Raw genomic sequence first — 18,701 nt, 5'->3', positions numbered from 1 at the left:
GGAGGACCGACAATGACAACAAGACGTAAGTTTATCACCTCAGCCGGGGTGGGCCTCGCGGCGGCACCTTTGGCGACGCCAGCTCTGGCGCAATCCACCATCAAATGGCGTATGCAGACCTATGCGGGCGCGGCGCTGGCCGAGCATGTGGTCAAGCCGGCCATTGATATGTTCAACAAGATCGCCGGTGACCGGATGCAGATCGAGCTGTTCTTTGCCGATCAGCTGGTGCCCACGGGCGAGCTGTTCCGCGCCATGCAGCGCGGCACGATTGATGCGGTGCAGTCTGATGACGACTCCATGGCCTCACCGACCGAAGTCACGGTGTTTGGCGGCTATTTCCCCTTTGCCTCGCGCTATAGCCTGGACGTGCCGGTGCTGTTCAACCAGTACGGTCTGAACGAAATCTGGGACGCGGAATATTCCAAGGTCGGCGTCAAACATATCTCGGCAGGTTCCTGGGACCCGTGCCATTTCGCCACCAAAGACCCGATCAACTCGCTGGCTGACCTCAAGGGCAAGCGCGTCTTTACCTTCCCGACAGCGGGCCGTTTCCTCAGCCAGTTCGGCGTGGTGCCGGTAACCCTGCCTTGGGAAGATATCGAGGTCGCGGTGCAAACCGGCGAGCTGGATGGCATCGCCTGGTCCGGCATCACCGAGGATTACACCGTTGGTTGGGCAGACGTGACCAACTACTTCCTAACCAACAATATTTCCGGGGCCTGGGCGGGCAGCTTCTTTGCCAACCAAGACCGTTGGAACGAGTTGCCAGAGGATCTGCAAACCCTGTTCCGCGTCTGCTGTGACCAGTCGCATTACTACCGCCAGTGGTGGTATTGGGGCGGTGAAGCCTCGCTGCGCGTCAATGGCGACAAGATGCAGCTCACTTCGATCCCGGATGAAGAATGGGCCACGGTCGAGGCCGCAGCGCTCAAGTTCTGGGACGAGATCGCAGCGGAGTCCGAGACCAAAGCCAAGGTTGTCGAGATCTTCAAGAAGTACAATGCCGATATGCAAAAGGCCGGCCGGCCTTATCGCTACGGATAACAACACGACCCGCGCCCCGAAACCTTGGGGCGCGGCCCAGACAGGGGAGGCATCATGGCCCAAAATCTGAGTTTCGAGGCACTGAAACAGCAAGTGTCTGACGGGGCGGTCGATACCGTCCTTGTCTGTTTGGTGGATATGCAAGGGCGTTTGATGGGCAAGCGCTTTCATGCTGGGCATTTTGTGGCCGGGGCTTATGAAGAAACCCATTGCTGCAACTATTTGCTGGCCACCGATCTTGAGATGGGCACGCCGGATGGTTATGCCTCGACCAGTTGGGAGGGCGGCTATGGCGATTATGTCATGAAGCCCGATCTGGCCACCCTGCGCCCGGTGCCTTGGCTTGAGGGCACGGTGATGGTGCTGTGCGATGTGCTGGATCATCATACCCATGCCGAGGTGCCCCATTCCCCGCGCGCGATCCTGAAACGCCAGGTTGAACGACTGGAACAGAAAGGCCTGACGCCGATGATGGCGACCGAGCTGGAGTTTTTCCTGTTCGAGAAAAGCTTTGACGAGATCCGCAAATCCGGCTTCCGCGATCTCGCCCCGATCAGTGGCTATAACGAAGATTACCACATCCTGCAGACCACCAAGGAAGAACACGTGATGCGCCCGATCCGCAATCATTTATGGAATGCGGGGGTGCCGGTTGAGAATTCCAAGGGTGAGGCCGAGACCGGGCAGGAAGAGCTGAATATCAAATATGCGCCCGCGATGGATACGGCTGAATATCATTCGATTGCCAAACACGCGGTCAAGGAAATCGCCTGGCAACAGGGCCACGCCGCCAGCTTTCTGCCAAAATGGCATCATGAGAAAGTCGGCTCGTCCAGCCATGTGCATCAATCGCTGTGGAAGGATGGCCAGAACGCCTTTTACGACGCCAATGATGCGTTGGGGATGAGCGCGCTGATGAAATCCTATGTGGCGGGGATGCTGAAATATGCCTCGGATTACACCTATTTCCTTGCGCCTTATATCAACAGTTACAAACGCTTTATGAAGGGCAGCTTTGCCCCGACGCGCATCATCTGGTCGGTGGACAACCGCACCGCGGGTTTCCGCCTGTGTGGTGAGGGAAGCAAGGCCGTGCGGATGGAATGCCGGATCGGTGGCTCGGATATCAATCCGTATTTGGCCATGGCCGGGATGCTGGCGGCGGGGATTGCCGGGATTGAAGAAGGGCTGGAACTGGAGCCGCCAACCGTGGGCGATGCATATCAAGGGGAAAGCGGGATGATCCCGGTGAACCTGCGCGAGGCGCGCGAGGCCCTTTTGGCGTCTGATATGCTAAAGGCGGCGTTTGGCGAGGATGTTGTCACCCATTACGCCCGCGCGGCAGAGGTGGAGATCGAGGAATTCGATCGTGTTGTCACCGATTGGGAAATCGCGCGCGGGTTTGAACGCGCCTAGGAACACGCCTGAGGGTCGGGGAGCGAGAGGCGCTGCCTCTCGCGCTCTCCGGGATATTTTTGGCCCAAAGAAAGCCAATGGAACATTGGGGGGCCGTTTTGCGAAAATGGAGGTTTGGCCATGGGCCAGATGTTGACATGTGTGTCGCCGATTGATGGATCGGTGTTTGCCGAACGCGAGGCGTTGGATCTGGAGACGGCCCGTGCCGAAGTGGCGCGGTTGCGGGCGGCGCAGGGGGCTTGGGCGGCGCGACCTTTGGCGGAGCGGATCGAGCTTGTGATGGCTGGTGTGGCCGCTGTGGGCGCGATGAATGATGAGATCGTGCCAGAGCTCGCCCATATGATGGGGCGGCCTGTGCGTTATGGTGGTGAATTTGGCGGGTTCAATGAGCGCGCCAGCCATATGGCGGCCATCGCCGAGGAAAGTCTGGCCGATATTGAAGTGGGCGAGGATGCCAGTTTCAAACGCTATATCAAGCGGGTTCCGCATGGGGTGGTCTTTGTGGTCGCGCCTTGGAATTACCCTTATATGACAGCGATTAACACCGTTGCCCCGGCCTTGATCGCGGGCAATGTGGTGGCGCTGAAACATGCCACCCAGACCTTGTTGGTCGGCGAGCGTATGGCGGCGGCGTTCCATTCTGCGGGCGTGCCGGAGGATGTCTTTGCCAATCTGTATCTGGGTCATGATGTGACCTCGGCTTTGATTGCGGAAAAGGCGTTTGATTTTGTGAATTTCACCGGGTCGGTTGGCGGTGGTCAGGCGATGGAGCGCGCGGCAGCGGGCACCTTTACCGGTGTCGGGACCGAGCTTGGCGGCAAGGATCCGGGCTATGTCATGGAGGATGCCGACCTGGATGCGGCGGTGGAGACGCTGATTGACGGGGCAATGTTCAATTCCGGGCAATGCTGCTGCGGGATTGAGCGGATCTATGTGCATGAGAGCCGGTTTGACGCTTTTGTCGACAAGGCTGTGGCGATTGTGAAAGGCTATAAGCTGGGCAATCCGCTGGATCCGGACACCACGATGGGGCCCATGGCGCATGAGCGCTTTGCCCAAGAAGTGCGGATGCAGATTGCCGAGGCGGTGGCCGAGGGCGCGACCCCGCATATCGAAAGGTTTGCCGAGGATGATAACGGCGCCTATCTGAGCCCGCAGATCCTGACCAATGTGACCCATGAGATGCGGGTGATGCGGGATGAAAGCTTTGGTCCCGTGGTTGGGATCATGAAGGTTGCGTCGGATGAAGAGGCAATTGCGCTGATGAATGACAGCGAATTTGGTCTGACGGCGAGCCTGTGGACCCAGGATCTGGAGCGGGCGGCGCGGATTGGCGATCAGCTTGAGACCGGGACGGTTTTCATGAACCGCGCGGATTATCTGGATCCGGGCCTGTGCTGGACTGGCTGCAAAAATACCGGGCGGGGTGGGGGCCTTTCGATCATTGGCTATCACAACCTGACACGTCCAAAATCTTATCACATGAAAAAGGTGACATCATGAGCCTCGTTGGAAATTGGTCATATCCAACCGCGATCAAATTTGGTGCCGGTCGGATCAAGGAATTGCCCGAGGCCTGCGCGCAGGCGGGGATCACCAAGCCTTTGCTGGTGACCGATAAAGGGCTGGCGGATTTGCCGATCACGGCGGCGACCTTGGATATTATGGAAGCGGCGGGGCTGGGCCGTGGGCTGTTTTCCGAGGTTGATCCGAACCCGAATGAGCTGAACCTGGCGGCGGGTGTCGCGGTTTATAATGAGGGTGGCTTTGACGGGGTGATTGCCTTTGGCGGTGGCTCGGGGCTGGATCTGGGTAAAATGGTGGCCTTTATGGCCGGGCAGACGCGTCCGGTCTGGGATTTCGAGGATATTGGCGATTGGTGGACGCGGGCCGATGCGGATGCGATTGCGCCGATTGTGGCGGTGCCGACCACGGCGGGGACCGGTTCGGAAGTGGGGCGCGCCAGCGTGATCACCAATTCCGAAACCCATGTCAAAAAGATCATTTTCCATCCCAAAGTGCTGCCCAGTGTGGTGATTTGTGACCCGGAACTGACCGTGGGCATGCCGAAATTCATCACTGCCGGGACGGGGCTGGATGCGTTTGCCCATTGCGTCGAAGCGTTCAGCAGCCCGCATTATCACCCCATGAGCCAGGGCATTGCGCTGGAGGGGATGAAACTGGTCATTGATAACCTGCCGCGCGCCTATGCGGATGGCAGCGATATTGAGGCGCGGGCCAATATGATGAGCGCGGCGGCCATGGGGGCGACGGCGTTTCAGAAAGGGCTGGGCGCGATCCATGCCATGAGCCACCCGATTGGCGCGGTGTTCAACACCCATCACGGCACCACCAATGCGGTCTGTATGCCGGCGGTGTTGGATCTGAATGCGCCGGTGATCCGCGACCGCTTTGACCGCGCGGCAGGTTACCTTGGGATTGAGGGCGGATTTGAGGGTTTCTGCGCCTTTGTGCAGGGGTTCAATGACAGCTTTGAGATTCCGCGCAAACTGTCGGAATTGGGGGCCAATGGCGATCGGATGGACGACCTTGTGGCCATGGCGCTGGAAGATCCGTCATGTGGCGGGAATCCGGTGGAGTTGACTGCTGTCAACTTGCGCGCTCTTTTTGAGGCGTGTCTGTAAGTTCATGCGAATAAATGGAAAAGAAACACCTCCCTCCGGGAGGTGTTTTCATTTTTAGCGAATTTGTTAACCAGTTTTTAAGCAGTCTTGAGAGAGTATGAGCGCAACGACAGGCTGAATTGGGAAGGTTTGGTGCGAAAATACGGGCGCGAAACCTGGAACGGATCATGAGACATAAAGCGGCAATTTGGGGCGCTGCCCCGTCCCGAGCAGGCTCGGGACTCCCCGGGATATTTTTGGCCCAAAGAAACCATGGGGATGGTGGCAATTGGCGCGGTGTTTTGGGGATTGCGGCTGGGGGCTTTTAATCTGACTAAAATGGTCATATATAGACCGCAATAAGGAATTCAGAGCTTTCGGAAAGGCCTGCGCGGCAAGCAAGACCAAGCACATGTCTCTGGCACGTGGGGTCGCGCCGCCTTTCCGGAAACGAATGACAGCGTGTTCAGTTTATTCGGGGTCACGCATTCATTCAGCAGGGCGAGGCAGCGTTTGCAGCTCACAACGCGTTCGCCCTGCTGAGTGCATTCATTTGAACTGTACACGCTCTAAAGCCCCCTAGGGTCAGGATGCATTGATTTGGCGTCACTGGCACAGGAAGAGCAATAAAGCAGTGGTTTTGATCGCGCAGGAACTGGCGGGGTCAATTTCAAGCGGTCAAAGCCGCTGCTTTGCAGCGCTTCCTGTGTCCGTCTCCCCAAAGGGGAGCCAACTAAAAGGCGCAGCTCCGGTGCGACGGATTTACCTGATCTTGCCCCTGAACTGCGTTACATCACCTTGAAATACAACCAGTATTTCTGCGTCGATGTGCCTTGTCAGAAACAAGATCAGGTAAACCAGTGGCGTCAAATCAATGCATCCTGACCCTAGGGATCGCCTGGGGGGCTTTGTCTTGTATCTTGGTGAAGGCCGCTATGGCGTTGCGCGAATGGTGATATCGGCGGGCAGGGGGGCGTCTTGGATGGCGCGGGCATTGACCAGATCGTTCTGATTGGCGCGGGCAATCGCCTTGTCCTTGCTCAGCCCATGATCGAGCCAGCGCTGGATCAACCGTGTCTCGAGCACATCCATGGGGATGTCGAGGCGCAAGGACAGATCCCAAAGCGGCGCGAGGTCCCGCCAGATCGGCGCATCAAAGAGCAGGTAATTGCCTTCGATGATCACCGTTTCACAATCCGGGCCAATGCGGCCCGCCGCGGCAATGGCAATGTCACGGGCGCGGTCGAAATCGGGGTAGAACACCTCTTCTTCGTCGGGCAGACGGCGCACCAGGCTGAGAAAGCCCATGCTGTCAAAGGTATGCGCTGCGCCTTTGCGATTGAGCCAGCCGCGATCCGCCAAGGTGCGGTTGTGCAGGTGGAACCCATCCATTGGCACCACCTGAGCGGTTTGCCCCTGATCGCGCAGCTGGTCGGCCAGTTGATCGGCCAGCGTTGACTTGCCGCTGGCCGGGGCCCCGGCCAACGCGATGAGGCGTCGCCGGGTGCGCAGGGGTGTTGACAGGATACGCTCGGCCAGTTCGGGCAGAGACGGGGAGAGGGTCGTCATGCTGCTTGCGGGGCCTCTTTGGCACCGGTCATGAAGGCCACCGCGTCGGACATGGTGTAATCTTTGGGGTCGATGACGCAGAGCCGTTTGCCCAGGCGATGCACATGGATGCGATCCGCCAGTTCGAACACATGGGGCATGTTGTGGCTGATGAGGATGATCGGAATGCCACGGGATTTCACATCCTGGATCAGTTCCAGCACCTTGCGGCTTTCCTTGACCCCCAGCGCGGCGGTGGGTTCATCGAGGATGATCACCTTGGAGCCAAAGGCGGCGGCGCGGGCCACCGCTACCCCCTGGCGCTGGCCGCCTGAGAGGGTTTCGACCGCCTGGTTGATGTTCTGAATGGTCATCAGCCCAAGCTCGGTCAGCTTGTCGCGGGCGAATTTTTCCATCGCGGGGCGGTCGAGCTGGCGCAGATAGCGCCCGCGCCAACCGGGGCGGCGCAGCTCGCGGCCCATGAACATGTTATCGGCGATGGAGAGGGCGGGGGACATGGCGAGGGTCTGATAGACGGTCTCGATCCCGGCCTCGCGGGCCTCGATGGGGGAGGAGAAGCGCACTTCTTGCCCCTCAAGCGTAACGGTGCCCTCATCGGGGGTGACCGCGCCGGAGACCGCCTTGATCAGGCTGCTTTTACCGGCGCCGTTATCGCCAATCACCGCCAGGATTTCACCGGGCATCAGGTCAAAGTCGCAATGGTCCAGGGCGGTGACTTTGCCATAGCGTTTGACAAGGCCGCGGGCTTTTAAAATCGGTTCCATCAGGCGGCTACCTTTCTGATCCATTGGTCAACTGCAACGGCGGCGATGATAAGCGCACCGATCAAGAGGAAGGTCCATTGGGCATCGGCCCCAAGCAGGCGCAGACCCAGGGTAAAGACCCCAACGATTAGCGCGCCAAAGAAGGTGCCGAGGATCGAGCCGCGCCCGCCAAAGAGCGAGATGCCGCCAATCACCACGGCGGTGATGCTTTCGATATTCAGGAGCTGGCCGGAGGTCGGGGAGACCGAGCCGATACGGCCAATCAGGGCCCAGCCGGCAAAGGCGCAGATCAGGCCAGCGATGGCGTAGACCGAGATCAGCGTGCCTTTGACATTCACACCGGAAAGCTCGGCGGCCTCGGGGTCATCCCCCACCGCATAGACATGGCGCCCCCAGGCGGTGTGGCGCAGCACATAGGCCAGGATCAGCACAAGGCAGAGCATGAAGATCACGCCAACGGTGAACACGGCCCCGCCGATTTTGAATTTGGCCCCAAGCAGCTGCAAGAGCGGCGCATTGGCGGCGATGTCCTGGGAGCGGATGGTTTCATTGGCGGAATAAAGGAAGTTCGAGGCCAGAACGATCTGCCACATGCCTAAGGTAACGATAAAGGGCGGCAGCTTCATCGCGGCGACGAGCCAGCCATTCAGCGCGCCAATCGCGGTACCAAAGGCCAGGCCACAGGCGATGGAGATCTCGACCGGCAGGCCGTAGCGAAAGGTGAATTGCCCCATCACGACCGAAGAGATCACGGCGATGGCTCCAACCGAAAGGTCGATCCCGGCGGTGAGGATCACCAGGCTTTGCGCGGCGGCGACAATGCCGACGATCTGCACCTGTTGCAGGATCAGGGTCAGCGCGAATGGCGAAAAGAATTTTGATCCCAGAAGCAGGCCAAAGATGATGATCGCCGCGACGAGCACGATCAGGGGCACAAGGGCGGGGGTGGTGTGGAGCGCGTGGTGAAAGCGGCCGACAAACCCTTTGCGCGTATCTTCGAACGAGGCGATTTCGGATTTGCTGCCGCTGGCAACCGCCTCATACTGGTCCGTTTGGGACATTTTTTCCTCCTGGAAAGGTGTGATCGGGGGCGATCACGGGGGAAGCTGTGATCAGGGAGTGATCACGGGGGATGTTGTGATCAGGGAGTGATCACGGGAAAGGCGTGATCTGGACGGATCAGGGGGAGGTGTGACCCGCAAGACCCGCGCAACAGGCGCGGATCTGTGACGATCCTTGGTCGGGGGAAAGGCAGGGAGTGACCTGCCTTTCCCTTTCAAAGGTTTAGCTGCGGGTTAGCCCCAGCAAAGATCAGTGCCCTTGGCGCTGTCAATGCTTTCTACACCATCGGCTGGCTTGTCGGTGATCAGGGCAACGCCTGTATCAAAGAAATCCTTGCCATCGGTGGCGGCGGGCTTGGTGCCGTCCTTGGCCCATGCGGCAATCGCTTCGATGCCCTTGGAGGCCATCAAAAGTGGGTATTGCTGCGATGTGGCGCCGATCACGCCGTCTTTGACATTGGCCACACCGGGGCAGCCGCCATCGACGGAAACGATCAGAACATCATTTTCACGACCAATCGACTTCAGCGCCTCATAGGCACCGGCGGCGGCGGGTTCGTTAATGGTGTAGACCACGTTGATCATCGGATCTTTGGCCAGAAGGTTTTCCATCGCCTTGCGGCCACCTTCTTCGTTGCCCGCTGTCACGTCATTGCCGACGATGCGCGGATCGGTTTCATCACCCCATTTGTTAGGATCACCCAGATCGATGCCAAAGCCCTTGAGGAAGCCCTGATCGCGCAGCACACCCACGGTTGGCTGGCTGACGGCCAGGTCCAGCATGGCGATTTTGGCGTTTGCGGCATCGTCACCCAAAGCAGCAGCGGCCCATTGGCCAATCAGCTCACCCGCCAGGAAGTTGTCGGTGGCAAAGGTCATATCCGCTGCGTCAATCGGCTCAAGCGGGGTGTCCAGAGCGATGACCAGCAGGCCCGCATCACGCGCCTGTTGAACGGCTGGCACGATGGAGCTGGTATCGGATGCGGTCAGCAGGATGCCCTTGGCACCGCTTGCGATGCAGGTTTCGATCGCGGCCACCTGCGTTTCGTGGTCACCGTCAACCTTGCCCGCAAAGCTGGACAGGGTCACGCCCAGTTCAGCAGCCTTGGCCTCGGCACCTTCGCGCATTTTCACAAAGAACGGGTTGGTGTCGGTCTTGGTGATCAGGCAGGCCCCGACTTCGTCAGCCGAAGCTGCGCCAGCCATGGCTGTCAGTGCGATTGCGGATGTAGCGAGAAATTTCTTCATATTGTCCTCCCATAGATAAAAACGGACTGATCCTTGGACTGACCAGCACGCAAACCTGAGCGCCTCCTCGCGGCAGGTTGGCCCTAAGGAAGCCTGATTCCAACGCGGCTGTCAATAAATAAATAAACTTGATTTATTAATAGGCGGCAGGCATCTTTCCTATTGTGGAGGAGACAAGTATGGTCGGCATCATGGATGGCGAACATGTCAGAGAACGTATCGGAGGCGTGAACCAAAGCGGGGTTCGCGACTATAACGAACGTCTGCTTCTTTCTATGTTGCAAAGAAACGGTCCGGCGGCGGGGGGCGACATGGCGCGCCGCGCTGGGCTGTCGCCGCAAACCGTGTCGGTGATCCTGCGCAAACTGGAACGCGACGGCATCGTCAAACGGGGCGAGCCGGTGCGCGGTAAGGTCGGCAAACCCTCAATCCCGATGGAGCTGAACCCGGATGGGGTGTTTTCCTTTGGGCTCAAGGTGGGGCGGCGCAGTGCGGATCTGTCCCTGTTGGATTTTACCGGGCAGGTGCGCAAGCAATTGCACTTGTCTTATACCTACCCGATGCCGCAAGAAGTGTTTGGTTTTCTCGAAACCGGTGTGGCGCAATTGGCTGCGGATTTGGACGAGGACGCGCGGGCGCGCCTCTGTGGGATCGGCATTGCTGCGCCCTTTGAGCTTTGGAAATGGCATGATCTGGTCGGCGCGCCCGAGCAGGATTTCCTGTCCTGGCGCGAGCTGGATATCGCTCAGATTGTTGGCCAGTTCAGCGACCTGCCGGTCTTTGTTGTCAATGACGCCACCGCCGCCTGTCGTGCAGAACATCTTTTCGGAAAAACAAAGGATTACCGCGATTACGCCTATTTCTTTATCGGCTCGTTTATTGGCGGCGGGGTGGTGCTGAATGGCACTGTCTATGAGGGCAATCAGGGCAATGCCGGGGCGCTGGGCTCGATGCGCAGCACCGGGCCCTTGGGCGAAAGTCGCCAGTTGATTGACGTGGCTTCTATCCACTTGCTCGAACGCCGCCTGGTCGAGGCGGGGCTGGATACGGATATGCTTTGGGGCCATCCGCAAGATTGGAGCCAGTTGTCGCGTTACGTCGACCCCTGGATCGGGGAAACCGCGCAGGAGCTGGCCAAGGCGGCGCTGTCGATCTGCTCGGTCATCGATTTTGAGGCGGTGGTGATCGACGGGGCCTTTCCTGAAAATGTGCGCGAAGAGCTGGTCGAACGGGTGCAGCGCTATCTGGCCAATCAGGATGTGCGCGGGCTGATCCCGCCTGAAATCTGCGAAGGCAGTATTGGCGAAAACGCCCGCAGCATGGGTGCCGCAAGCAGCCCGATCTTTACGCAATTCCTGCTGAACACAAATGCCGGGCTGTCGTCGATTTAGCGCCTAGGCTCTCAATCGCGGAAGACCGGGTTCAACCAGGCGCGTTTGCCCGCACTATCAATGATGCTGACCCGCAGCCATGGTGATTTGGCGAAACGCTGCAACAGAAGACCTGGCCGGGCAGGGCGAAAAAGTCGGTTGTCCTATGGGGCTCTTCTTCTCGCGTAAGTGTCGCGAAACTGTTGCAACCCGCCTGTAAAACCCGTGTGAAAACGAGGCAGGATATGGCAGATTTATCGGCATTGCCCTCCTTTCTGCAGGCGCAGGATTGGGAGAAGGCAGAACAGCTTTTGCGCCGCGCGGCCAAGGCCGAGGCGGCCCCGGCTGAGGTGTTTTACAACCTCGCCAAAGTGCTGGAAGCAGCGGGTAAACCCCGGCAGCGCAAGGTTTGGCTGCAACGGGCGATACAGGCGCGCCCTGGCTATGGGCTTGCCTGGTTTGAACTGGGCCGCATCAGCCTCGAAGAAGACGATCTCGAGGCCGCCTGGTTGGCGTTTTCCCGTGTGGCGGCGCTGGATCCCAGCGATGGCGATGCGCGTCGCAACCTGGGCCGGGTCGCTTTGCGGCTGGGCTATTGGGACGATGCGCGCCTGGCCTTTATGGGGGCGACGGATCGCGAGGCCAAAGAGGCGCAATACCGTATCGCTTCGGAAATGGGCGAAGACACCACCGCCCTGCGCGATGAATTGCTGCAAGACAAGGAAAACCGCGCCGAGACCCTGCGCAGCCTGACCCGCGCCTCAAAAGGCAGCCTGCCTTTGCGGCTGTGACGAAACTTCAGGGTTTCTTTGGACTAAAATATCCCGGGGAGTCCCGAGCTTGCTCGGGGCGGGGCAGCGCCCCTCCCACCTCTTGACAGATATCCCACCTGCGATAGGTGTTGCGATACACCGGTTTCCAACTCGATCTGCTTTTGCACCGGGGGGAGCTGGGCAATGGGGGTGCCCTTGGCGATCACTCCCTCAAATTCGCGCAACTGATGGGCCGGAAAATGCACATGGCCGTCCCGAAACCGCTCCGTATCCACCACGCCGGTCAAAGTGGTAAAGGGCAGGTCTGGATAGCCAATCGGATGTTGCACCAGCAGGAACCAGCCCGGCGGGGTCAATAGGCGAACACCTTGACGGTGCTGGACAAGGTCAGCGCGTCGCTAGCTTTTGGGATGGCATGCGGTCCTATAAAACCGTTGAGCGCGGTCCTACGTACCTTCGGTTGAATGTGACATAACCTCAGGTTGCGTTACAAATGTGCAGCAAATCTTTAATCTTCGTGATTCATTTCTGTCACGTAAGAGACATGCACCCCCCGTACTTCGCCCCAAGAAGTTTTGGGGGCGTATATGCTGAAGATCGACAAACTGACCAAGCGCTTTGGTGACAAGACCGCCGTTGATAGCGCCAGCTTTGACGTCGACAAACCGGCGATGATCGGGATTATCGGGCGCTCGGGGGCGGGGAAATCCACGCTGCTGCGCATGATGAACCGCTTGTCCGATGCCAGCGAAGGCAGCATCACGTTCAATGGTCAGGAAGTCACCACGCTGAGCGGTTCCGCCAAGCGCGCCTGGCAGGCCCGTTGCGCGATGATCTTTCAGCAGTTCAACCTGGTCCCGCGTATGGATGTGGTGTCGAATGTGTTGCATGGCACGCTGAACCGCCGCTCGACCGTGGCGACCATGTTCAACCTCTATCCAACCGGCGACATTCACAAAGCGATCGAGATCCTTGATCGTCTGGGCATTGCCGAACATGCCGCCAAACGCGCCGAAGCCTTGTCAGGTGGTCAACAGCAGCGTGTCGCCATTGCGCGCGGGTTGATGCAGGACCCCGAGATTATTCTGGCGGATGAACCCATCGCCTCGCTTGACCCGATGAATGCCCAGACCGTGATGGAGGCCCTGCGCCGCATTCACGAAGAGGATGGCCGCATGGTCATCGCCAATCTGCACACGCTGGACACGGCGCGCCGCTATTGCGACCGCGTCATTGGTATGCGCGATGGTCGCATCGTCTTTGACGGCACGCCTGCGCAGCTGACCACCGGCGTGGCGCGCGACATTTACGGCGCGGGCGCGGATTTTTCCGAAGCCGCCACCAGCACCGAAATCGAAACACTCGACAGGTCGGAACCCGTTCCTGCGTGATTTGGCCTGATTTCGTTTGAAGACCCGAACCTCTCTTTCCAACCCGGAGAAAACTCATGAAAAACGCAATTGCTCTGGCTCTGTTCGCCTCGACCGCTCTGGTCTCGGCTGCAAGCGCTGAAGGTATCAAAGAATTCCGCATCGGCATTCTGGGCGGCGAAAACGCCCAGGACCGTATGAATTCCTACCAGTGTCTGGCGGATTACACCACCGAAGCGCTGGGCGTCGAAACCAAGCTGTTCGCCCCTGCCGACTATAACGGTGTGATCCAGGGCCTGCTGGGCGGCACCATCGATATGGCATGGCTGGGCGCGTCCTCTTACGCGGCGACCTTTATCCAGGATCCAGAAGCGGTTGAGCCTGTTCTGATCAAGGTCAATGTTGATGGTTCTATCGGCTACCACTCCATCGGTTTTGCCCGCAAGGATGCGGCGATTGCCTCGCTGGACGACATGCAGGGCAAGGTCTTTGGCTTTGGTGATCCAAACTCCACCTCCGGCTACCTGATCCCATCCATCGAGATCCCTCAGTACAAAGAGGGCATCACCATGGACTCAGGTGACTATTTCGGTGAGGTCAAATTCACCGGCGGTCACGAGCAGACCATCGTTGCTGTGAACAATGGCGACATCGACGGCGGCGTGACATGGGCTGACGGTCAGGGCAACTGGGAAGACGGCTATAACTCTGGCGCGCTGCGCAAGGCGGTTGATGCGGGTCTGGTTGACATGAACGACCTGGTGCAGATCTGGAAATCTGCTGTGATCCCGGAAGGCCCAATCGTTCTGCGCAAATCCCTGCCAGCCGATGTCAAAGCCAAAATGACCCAGCTGGTTGACGAGCTGCACGAAAACGACGCCGATTGCGCCTATGGTGTTGCTGCGGGTGAAACCCTGGGCTTCCAGCCGGTGACCCATGACACCTATGTGTCCATCGTTGAGGCCCGCAAGGCCAAGATGAAGAACTAATTCCTAACAATTCAGGGCCATCCGCATCTCTGTGGGTGGCCCTTTGCTATATCGAGCTTTCCCATGACCGACGCCACTGCACAGATCAAAGCCAACTATATGGCTTTGACCAGTCGCCGCCGCCTTTATGGTGGTTTGACCCTGCTGATCTTTGTGCTGCTGATGGCCAGCGGCTTTTCAATTGCCGAAGACCGCAATGCGGGTGGGTTTTGGGAAGGCTTGCATCGCCTTGGGGATTACCCCGCCGCGGTTCTGTCCGAGGCGTGGGAGAAACGCGCCGATCTGCCGATGCTGCTGGTCAAATACCTGCCCTCGCTGATCGAGACCATCAATATCGCCGCCGTGTCGACCCTGATCGGGGCGATGGGGGGCTTGGTCCTGTCGCTGCTGGCCACCCGAGGGTTGGCGCGCTGGCCCTGGGCGATCCCGCTGGTGCGTCGGGCGCTGGACATCATGCGCGCCGTGCCCGAGATCGTCATCGCGCTGGTGCTGATCTTTGTCCTGGGCGGCGGGCCGGTGCCTGCGATGATCGCCATTGCCATTCACACGGTCGGCGCGCTGGGCAAGATGTTTTCCGAAGTCGCGGAAAACGCCGATCTGAAGCCAGTTGACGGGTTGAAATCCACCGGCGCAAGCTGGTCGCAGCAGATGTTGCTGGGGGTGATCCCACAGGTCGCGCCCAACTATCTGAGCTATACCCTGCTGCGCTTTGAAATCAATATCCGCGCCTCGGCCATTCTGGGCTTTGTTGGCGCGGGTGGCATTGGGTACGAGCTGCGCAACTCCATGGCCTGGGGGCCGGGGCGCTTTGACGAAGCCGCTGCGATTTTCATCCTGCTTTTCGGCACCATCGTTTTGTTTGACCAAGTGTCGAGCCGCTATCGCAACCGTCTGACCGAAGGAACACAGTGATGGCCGATCTCAGCCTGTTGCAACAAGAAACCGACGCCCTGTTCAGCCGCAAGAAATGGATCGGCTTTGCCGTTCCTGCGGTGATCCTGACCTATTTTGTCTATGTGTTCTTTGCCTTTGACATCCCCGGCCTCGCACAGCGGGCCAAGATGGAAAACGCGGTGATCCTGGCCTCGGATAGCTGGAGCTACAAGACCCATGTCACCCGCTCTCACCGTGATGGTGCGATTGATTACGCCATCGAGGGCGAGCGCAAGGGTCGCTATCCCGAGGGCACCCGCCCGGATTGGGTGAGCGGAGAGGATGAGGTTGTGGTTGATTTGGGGGACGGTGCGATCGTGACCTTGTTCCCGGACAATTACACCGAGATTGACGTGCCCGGCTTTGGCAAGATCGAAGCGCAGCTGGAGGGCGGCAAGATCACCACAAATCGCGGCAATGACGTGCCGGATTGGATCAAGGCCGGTCCGCGCCGGGTGAGTGTGTTCACCGAGAATGGCCGCGTGACCCTGACCCGCTCCAAGACCGAGATTTTCCGCTATGCGGGCGGTTGGGAGCTGTTCTTTTTCACGCTGGCCTCGCCTTATCATGGGGTTGGGCTGGGCAAGATCCTGTTTGGCGATCAGATCGACCCGGAGCGCAGCAATCTACAAGGCGCGTGGCAGGATTTTTGGGGCAACCCCATGTGGCGCCATGGAGATGTTTTGTGGGCCATTGGCGAAACCATCCTGATGGCGTTCCTGGGCACCTTTGGCGCCGCCATGGTCGCCTTGCCACTGGCCTTTCTGGCGGCGAAACGCTTTACCCCGATCCTGGCCTTGCGCTTTGGGATGCGGCGGATCTTTGACTTTGTACGTGGGGTTGACGGGCTGATCTGGACCATCGTTCTGGCCCGCGCCTTTGGCCCCGGCCCTATGACCGGCGCACTGGCGATCCTGATCACGGATACCGGCACCTTTGGCAAGATGTTCTCAGAAGCCTTGGAAAATGTCGACAACAAGCAGATCGAAGGCGTCTCATCGACCGGGGCCAAGCCGCTGCAACGCTATCGCTTTGGCGTTATTCCACAAATCGTTCCGGTTTTGATTGCTCAGGTGTTGTATTTCCTTGAATCCAATACACGATCCGCGACCATTATTGGCGCGATCACTGGCGGCGGGATCGGGCTGCTGCTGACCCAGGCCATGCAGACCCAGAAGGACTGGGAAGAGGTCGCCTATTACATCGTGCTGGTGATTGTGATGGTCATGGTGATGGACTGGCTGTCAGGCTGGTTGCGCGGGCGCTTGATCGGAAAGAAAGACTAGTGGCGAGGACTCTGCTGACCGGAGCAAACCGGGGAATTGGGCAAGCGCTGGCCGAGGTTGCGCGGGCCCGTGGCCATGAGGTGATCGGCACGACCCGGGACGGGCAGGGGGATACTCTGGCCTTACAACTGGATGATCCTTCGACAGTTTCGGCGCAATTGGCGGAGCAGCTTAACGGCCTTGGCCCGCTGGATGTGGTGATCAACAATGCCGGGGTGATTGGTCCGGAGCGCCAATCCCCGCTGGACATGGATTTCGACGGCTTTGCCGAGACCTTGAACGTCAACACGCTGGCCCCTTTGGCGGTGGCGCAGGCGGCTTTGCCTGCTTTGCGGAAGGGGGGCGAGGCGAAGATCATCACGATCTCTTCGCAAATGGCCTGGATGGGCTATCGCAAAGCGGACCGGATCGCCTACCGCGCCTCAAAGGCGGCGGTGAACAAAGTTATGCAGGGGCTGGCCACGATGTTGGAACCCGAAGGCATCACCGTGGCTTTGGTCGATCCCGGCTGGGTGCGCACCGATATGGGCGGCGCGGAGGCGGAGGAAGACCCGGTCGCCGTGGCCGAAGGGATCATGGATGTGATCGAACGCCTGACACTGGCCGATACCGGCAAGTTCTTTCGCTTTAGCGGCGAAGAAAGAGAGTTCTGATATGGCCCGTCTCAAGGCTGATACACCGTTTTTGCACGATGATGTTGACCTGACAGAGGTGCGCTTTGGCCGCTATTGCGAGATCGGCAAAGGGGCGCGCATCGCCTATAGTGACATCGGCGATTACAGCTATTGCGACCGCTATGCCGATATCGCCAATGCCACAGTGGGCAAATTCGCCAATATCGCCAGCTTTGTTCGGATCGGCGCGACGGATCACCCGTTGCACACCGCCTCTTGCCATCATTTCCTCTATCGTTCGGGCGATTATTGGGAGGACGCCGATACGGATGAGGCCTTTTTCGCCCATCGCAAATCGCGCCGTGCCTTTATCGGCCATGACACCTGGATCGGTCATGGCGCGATGATCAAACCCGAGGTGAGCATCGGCCATGGGGCGGTTGTGGCGTCGGGCGCGGTGGTGACCAAAGATGTGGCACCCTATACGATTGTGGCAGGCGCAGCGGCCACCAAACTGCGCGACCGCCAGCCGCCCGAGATTGCCGAGCGCATCATCGCCTTGGCCTGGTGGGATTGGGAACACTCGCGCTTGCGGGAGACCCTGACAGATTTTCGCGCGCTTCCGGTCCTTGAGTTTTTGGAAAAATACGGCGGTTAAAGGCGTAACGCTTTAGGTTTCTTTGGGCCAAAAGCGTTGTCGATTAAACCTGAACCACTGAACGCTGCCTGAAATCAAAGATTTCAACGCGTTAAGTGGTGCTTGTCATTTCAGGAAAATCGAAACGCTATAAGTATCCCGGGGAGTCCCGAGCTTGCTCGGGACGGGGCAGCGCCCCCAAATTCCGTGCACGGAATTTGCAAAAGTTTTAGTTAAAACTTTTGTTCCGCCTGCCGCGCGCTTGGGACAAGCCCTCAATCGGGGCTGTCAAAGGTCAAGGTCACGCGATCTGCCGCGAACCAGGTCTGACCAAATTCCACCGGAGTTCCGTCAGGATCGACATTCACCCCGGTCGTATAGATCAGCGCCGCGCCTTCCTGGGTGTGCAGATGATTGGCCTGGGTTGCGGTGGCGATCCGGGCGCTGATGCGGGTCGAGATGCGGGTGTAATCCGACACCCCACAGCGTTTCAACGCCTCGGTCACACCAGAGGTTTCACGCAGCGCGTCGGCCATGCCGGGCAGCAGTTCCGCCGGGAAATGGCTGCTGAACAGGGCAATCGGATGATCATCGGCCAGCGAGATCCCATGATACACCACCAGCGGTGCGCGCAGCGGCAGTTTCAGGGCCTGTGCCTCACCATCCGAGGCGGGGCGGTGGTCGATATGCAGGATCCGTTTTTGCGGGGTTTGCCCCCCGGCCAGCACGTTTTGGTGGAACCGCACGCGGCGGCCAATCGGGTAGTCCGTGGGGGCGGCGGTGACATAGACACCGGCCCCGCGCCGACTGCGCAGCAATCCGTCCTCGATCAGTGATTTCAAGGCGTGCCGCACCGTGTGGCGATTGACTCCAAACCGCGCGGCCAGCTCGGCCTCGGTCGGCAGTTTGTCGCCTTCGGTATAGATTTTCTCAGCGATATCAGCGCGTAACGCGCGTGATATCTCTTTCCAGATCGGGGTTTTTCGGGGAGCTGTCATGA

At 59.1% G+C, this 18,701-nt stretch carries 18 protein-coding genes; 12 read left to right on the top strand and 6 right to left on the bottom strand.

Features of this window, described 5'->3' with window-relative positions:
- The first annotated feature begins 12 nt into the window (after positions 1–12).
- From CLV87_RS02285 to CLV87_RS02270, 4 genes are all read left to right on the top strand, one after another.
- Positions 13–1,047, top strand: coding sequence for a TRAP transporter substrate-binding protein (locus CLV87_RS02285; RefSeq protein ID WP_099243721.1), 1,035 nt, complete (start codon positions 13–15; stop codon positions 1,045–1,047).
- 54 nt (positions 1,048–1,101) lie between these two features.
- Positions 1,102–2,463, top strand: a complete 1,362-nt coding sequence (locus CLV87_RS02280) for a glutamine synthetase family protein (protein WP_099243723.1) — start codon at positions 1,102–1,104, stop codon at positions 2,461–2,463.
- A 120-nt stretch (positions 2,464–2,583) separates the two neighbouring features.
- Positions 2,584–3,966: an aldehyde dehydrogenase family protein gene (locus CLV87_RS02275; protein WP_099243725.1), complete on the top strand. Its 1,383-nt coding sequence runs from the start codon at positions 2,584–2,586 to the stop codon at positions 3,964–3,966.
- Positions 3,963–5,108, top strand: a complete 1,146-nt coding sequence (locus CLV87_RS02270; RefSeq protein WP_099243727.1) for an iron-containing alcohol dehydrogenase — start codon at positions 3,963–3,965, stop codon at positions 5,106–5,108. Before CLV87_RS02275 ends, CLV87_RS02270 begins: the two co-directional genes overlap by 4 nt.
- 912 nt (positions 5,109–6,020) lie before the next feature.
- Here CLV87_RS02270 and CLV87_RS02265 read toward each other — a convergent pair.
- The 4 genes from CLV87_RS02265 to CLV87_RS02250 form a co-directional block, all read right to left on the bottom strand.
- Positions 6,021–6,656 (bottom strand): nucleoside/nucleotide kinase family protein, encoded by a 636-nt coding sequence (locus tag CLV87_RS02265; RefSeq protein ID WP_099243729.1) that lies wholly within the window; start codon positions 6,654–6,656, stop codon positions 6,021–6,023.
- Complete coding sequence (locus tag CLV87_RS02260; protein WP_099244880.1) at positions 6,653–7,420, bottom strand: ATP-binding cassette domain-containing protein; 768 nt, start codon at positions 7,418–7,420, stop codon at positions 6,653–6,655. Before CLV87_RS02260 ends, CLV87_RS02265 begins: the two co-directional genes overlap by 4 nt.
- On the bottom strand, positions 7,420–8,481 hold the full coding sequence (locus CLV87_RS02255; protein ID WP_099243731.1) for an ABC transporter permease: 1,062 nt from the start codon (positions 8,479–8,481) through the stop codon (positions 7,420–7,422). Before CLV87_RS02255 ends, CLV87_RS02260 begins: the two co-directional genes overlap by 1 nt.
- Before the next feature lie 234 nt (positions 8,482–8,715).
- Positions 8,716–9,729: a sugar ABC transporter substrate-binding protein gene (locus CLV87_RS02250; protein WP_099243733.1), complete on the bottom strand. Its 1,014-nt coding sequence runs from the start codon at positions 9,727–9,729 to the stop codon at positions 8,716–8,718.
- Positions 9,730–9,920: 191 nt separating this feature from the next.
- Here CLV87_RS02250 and CLV87_RS02245 point away from each other — a divergent pair, with 191 nt between their 5' ends.
- Together CLV87_RS02245 and CLV87_RS02240 are read left to right on the top strand one after the other, a co-directional pair.
- Positions 9,921–11,120 carry an ROK family transcriptional regulator gene (locus tag CLV87_RS02245; RefSeq protein WP_099244882.1) on the top strand — a complete coding sequence of 400 codons (1,200 nt, stop codon included), beginning with the start codon at positions 9,921–9,923 and terminating at the stop codon, positions 11,118–11,120.
- Positions 11,121–11,344: 224 nt separating this feature from the next.
- Positions 11,345–11,890: a tetratricopeptide repeat protein gene (locus CLV87_RS02240; RefSeq protein ID WP_099243735.1), complete on the top strand. Its 546-nt coding sequence runs from the start codon at positions 11,345–11,347 to the stop codon at positions 11,888–11,890.
- A gap of 23 nt (positions 11,891–11,913) precedes the next feature.
- On the opposite strand, the gene CLV87_RS02235 is transcribed toward CLV87_RS02240, so the two are convergent.
- Positions 11,914–12,228 (bottom strand): hypothetical protein, encoded by a 315-nt coding sequence (locus tag CLV87_RS02235; RefSeq protein ID WP_099243737.1) that lies wholly within the window; start codon positions 12,226–12,228, stop codon positions 11,914–11,916.
- 231 nt (positions 12,229–12,459) lie between these two features.
- Here CLV87_RS02235 and phnC point away from each other — a divergent pair, with 231 nt between their 5' ends.
- The 6 genes from phnC to CLV87_RS02205 all read left to right on the top strand — a co-directional run bounded on the left by phnC (position 12,460) and on the right by CLV87_RS02205 (position 17,722).
- Entirely contained in the window at positions 12,460–13,263 is an 804-nt protein-coding gene (gene phnC / locus CLV87_RS02230; RefSeq protein ID WP_099243739.1) for a phosphonate ABC transporter ATP-binding protein, read from the top strand.
- Between the two features lie 56 nt (positions 13,264–13,319).
- Positions 13,320–14,231, top strand: coding sequence for a phosphonate ABC transporter substrate-binding protein (gene phnD / locus CLV87_RS02225; RefSeq protein ID WP_099243741.1), 912 nt, complete (start codon positions 13,320–13,322; stop codon positions 14,229–14,231).
- 63 nt (positions 14,232–14,294) lie between these two features.
- Positions 14,295–15,143, top strand: a complete 849-nt coding sequence (gene phnE / locus CLV87_RS02220; protein WP_099243743.1) for a phosphonate ABC transporter, permease protein PhnE — start codon at positions 14,295–14,297, stop codon at positions 15,141–15,143.
- Complete coding sequence (phnE, locus tag CLV87_RS02215) at positions 15,143–16,450, top strand: phosphonate ABC transporter, permease protein PhnE (RefSeq protein ID WP_099243745.1); 1,308 nt, start codon at positions 15,143–15,145, stop codon at positions 16,448–16,450. Before phnE (CLV87_RS02220) ends, phnE (CLV87_RS02215) begins: the two co-directional genes overlap by 1 nt.
- Positions 16,450–17,103: an SDR family NAD(P)-dependent oxidoreductase gene (locus CLV87_RS02210; protein WP_099243747.1), complete on the top strand. Its 654-nt coding sequence runs from the start codon at positions 16,450–16,452 to the stop codon at positions 17,101–17,103. Before phnE (CLV87_RS02215) ends, CLV87_RS02210 begins: the two co-directional genes overlap by 1 nt.
- A gap of 1 nt (position 17,104) precedes the next feature.
- The gene (locus CLV87_RS02205) at positions 17,105–17,722 is read left to right on the top strand and encodes an LbetaH domain-containing protein (protein ID WP_099243749.1); all 618 of its coding nucleotides are present in this window, start codon (positions 17,105–17,107) and stop codon (positions 17,720–17,722) included.
- A 254-nt stretch (positions 17,723–17,976) separates the two neighbouring features.
- Here CLV87_RS02205 and phnF read toward each other — a convergent pair whose 3' ends face one another.
- A complete protein-coding gene (gene phnF, locus CLV87_RS02200) occupies positions 17,977–18,699 on the bottom strand; it encodes a phosphonate metabolism transcriptional regulator PhnF (protein ID WP_099243752.1) in 723 nt (240 codons plus the stop codon).
- Between the last annotated feature and the right edge of the window lie 2 nt (positions 18,700–18,701).

The organism is Pelagimonas phthalicica (genome assembly GCF_004364805.1).
GTDB classification, from domain to species: domain Bacteria; phylum Pseudomonadota; class Alphaproteobacteria; order Rhodobacterales; family Rhodobacteraceae; genus Pelagimonas; species Pelagimonas phthalicica.
The sequence above is the reverse complement of the archived record's forward strand: the minus strand, read 5'-3'. Positions and strand labels throughout refer to the sequence as shown.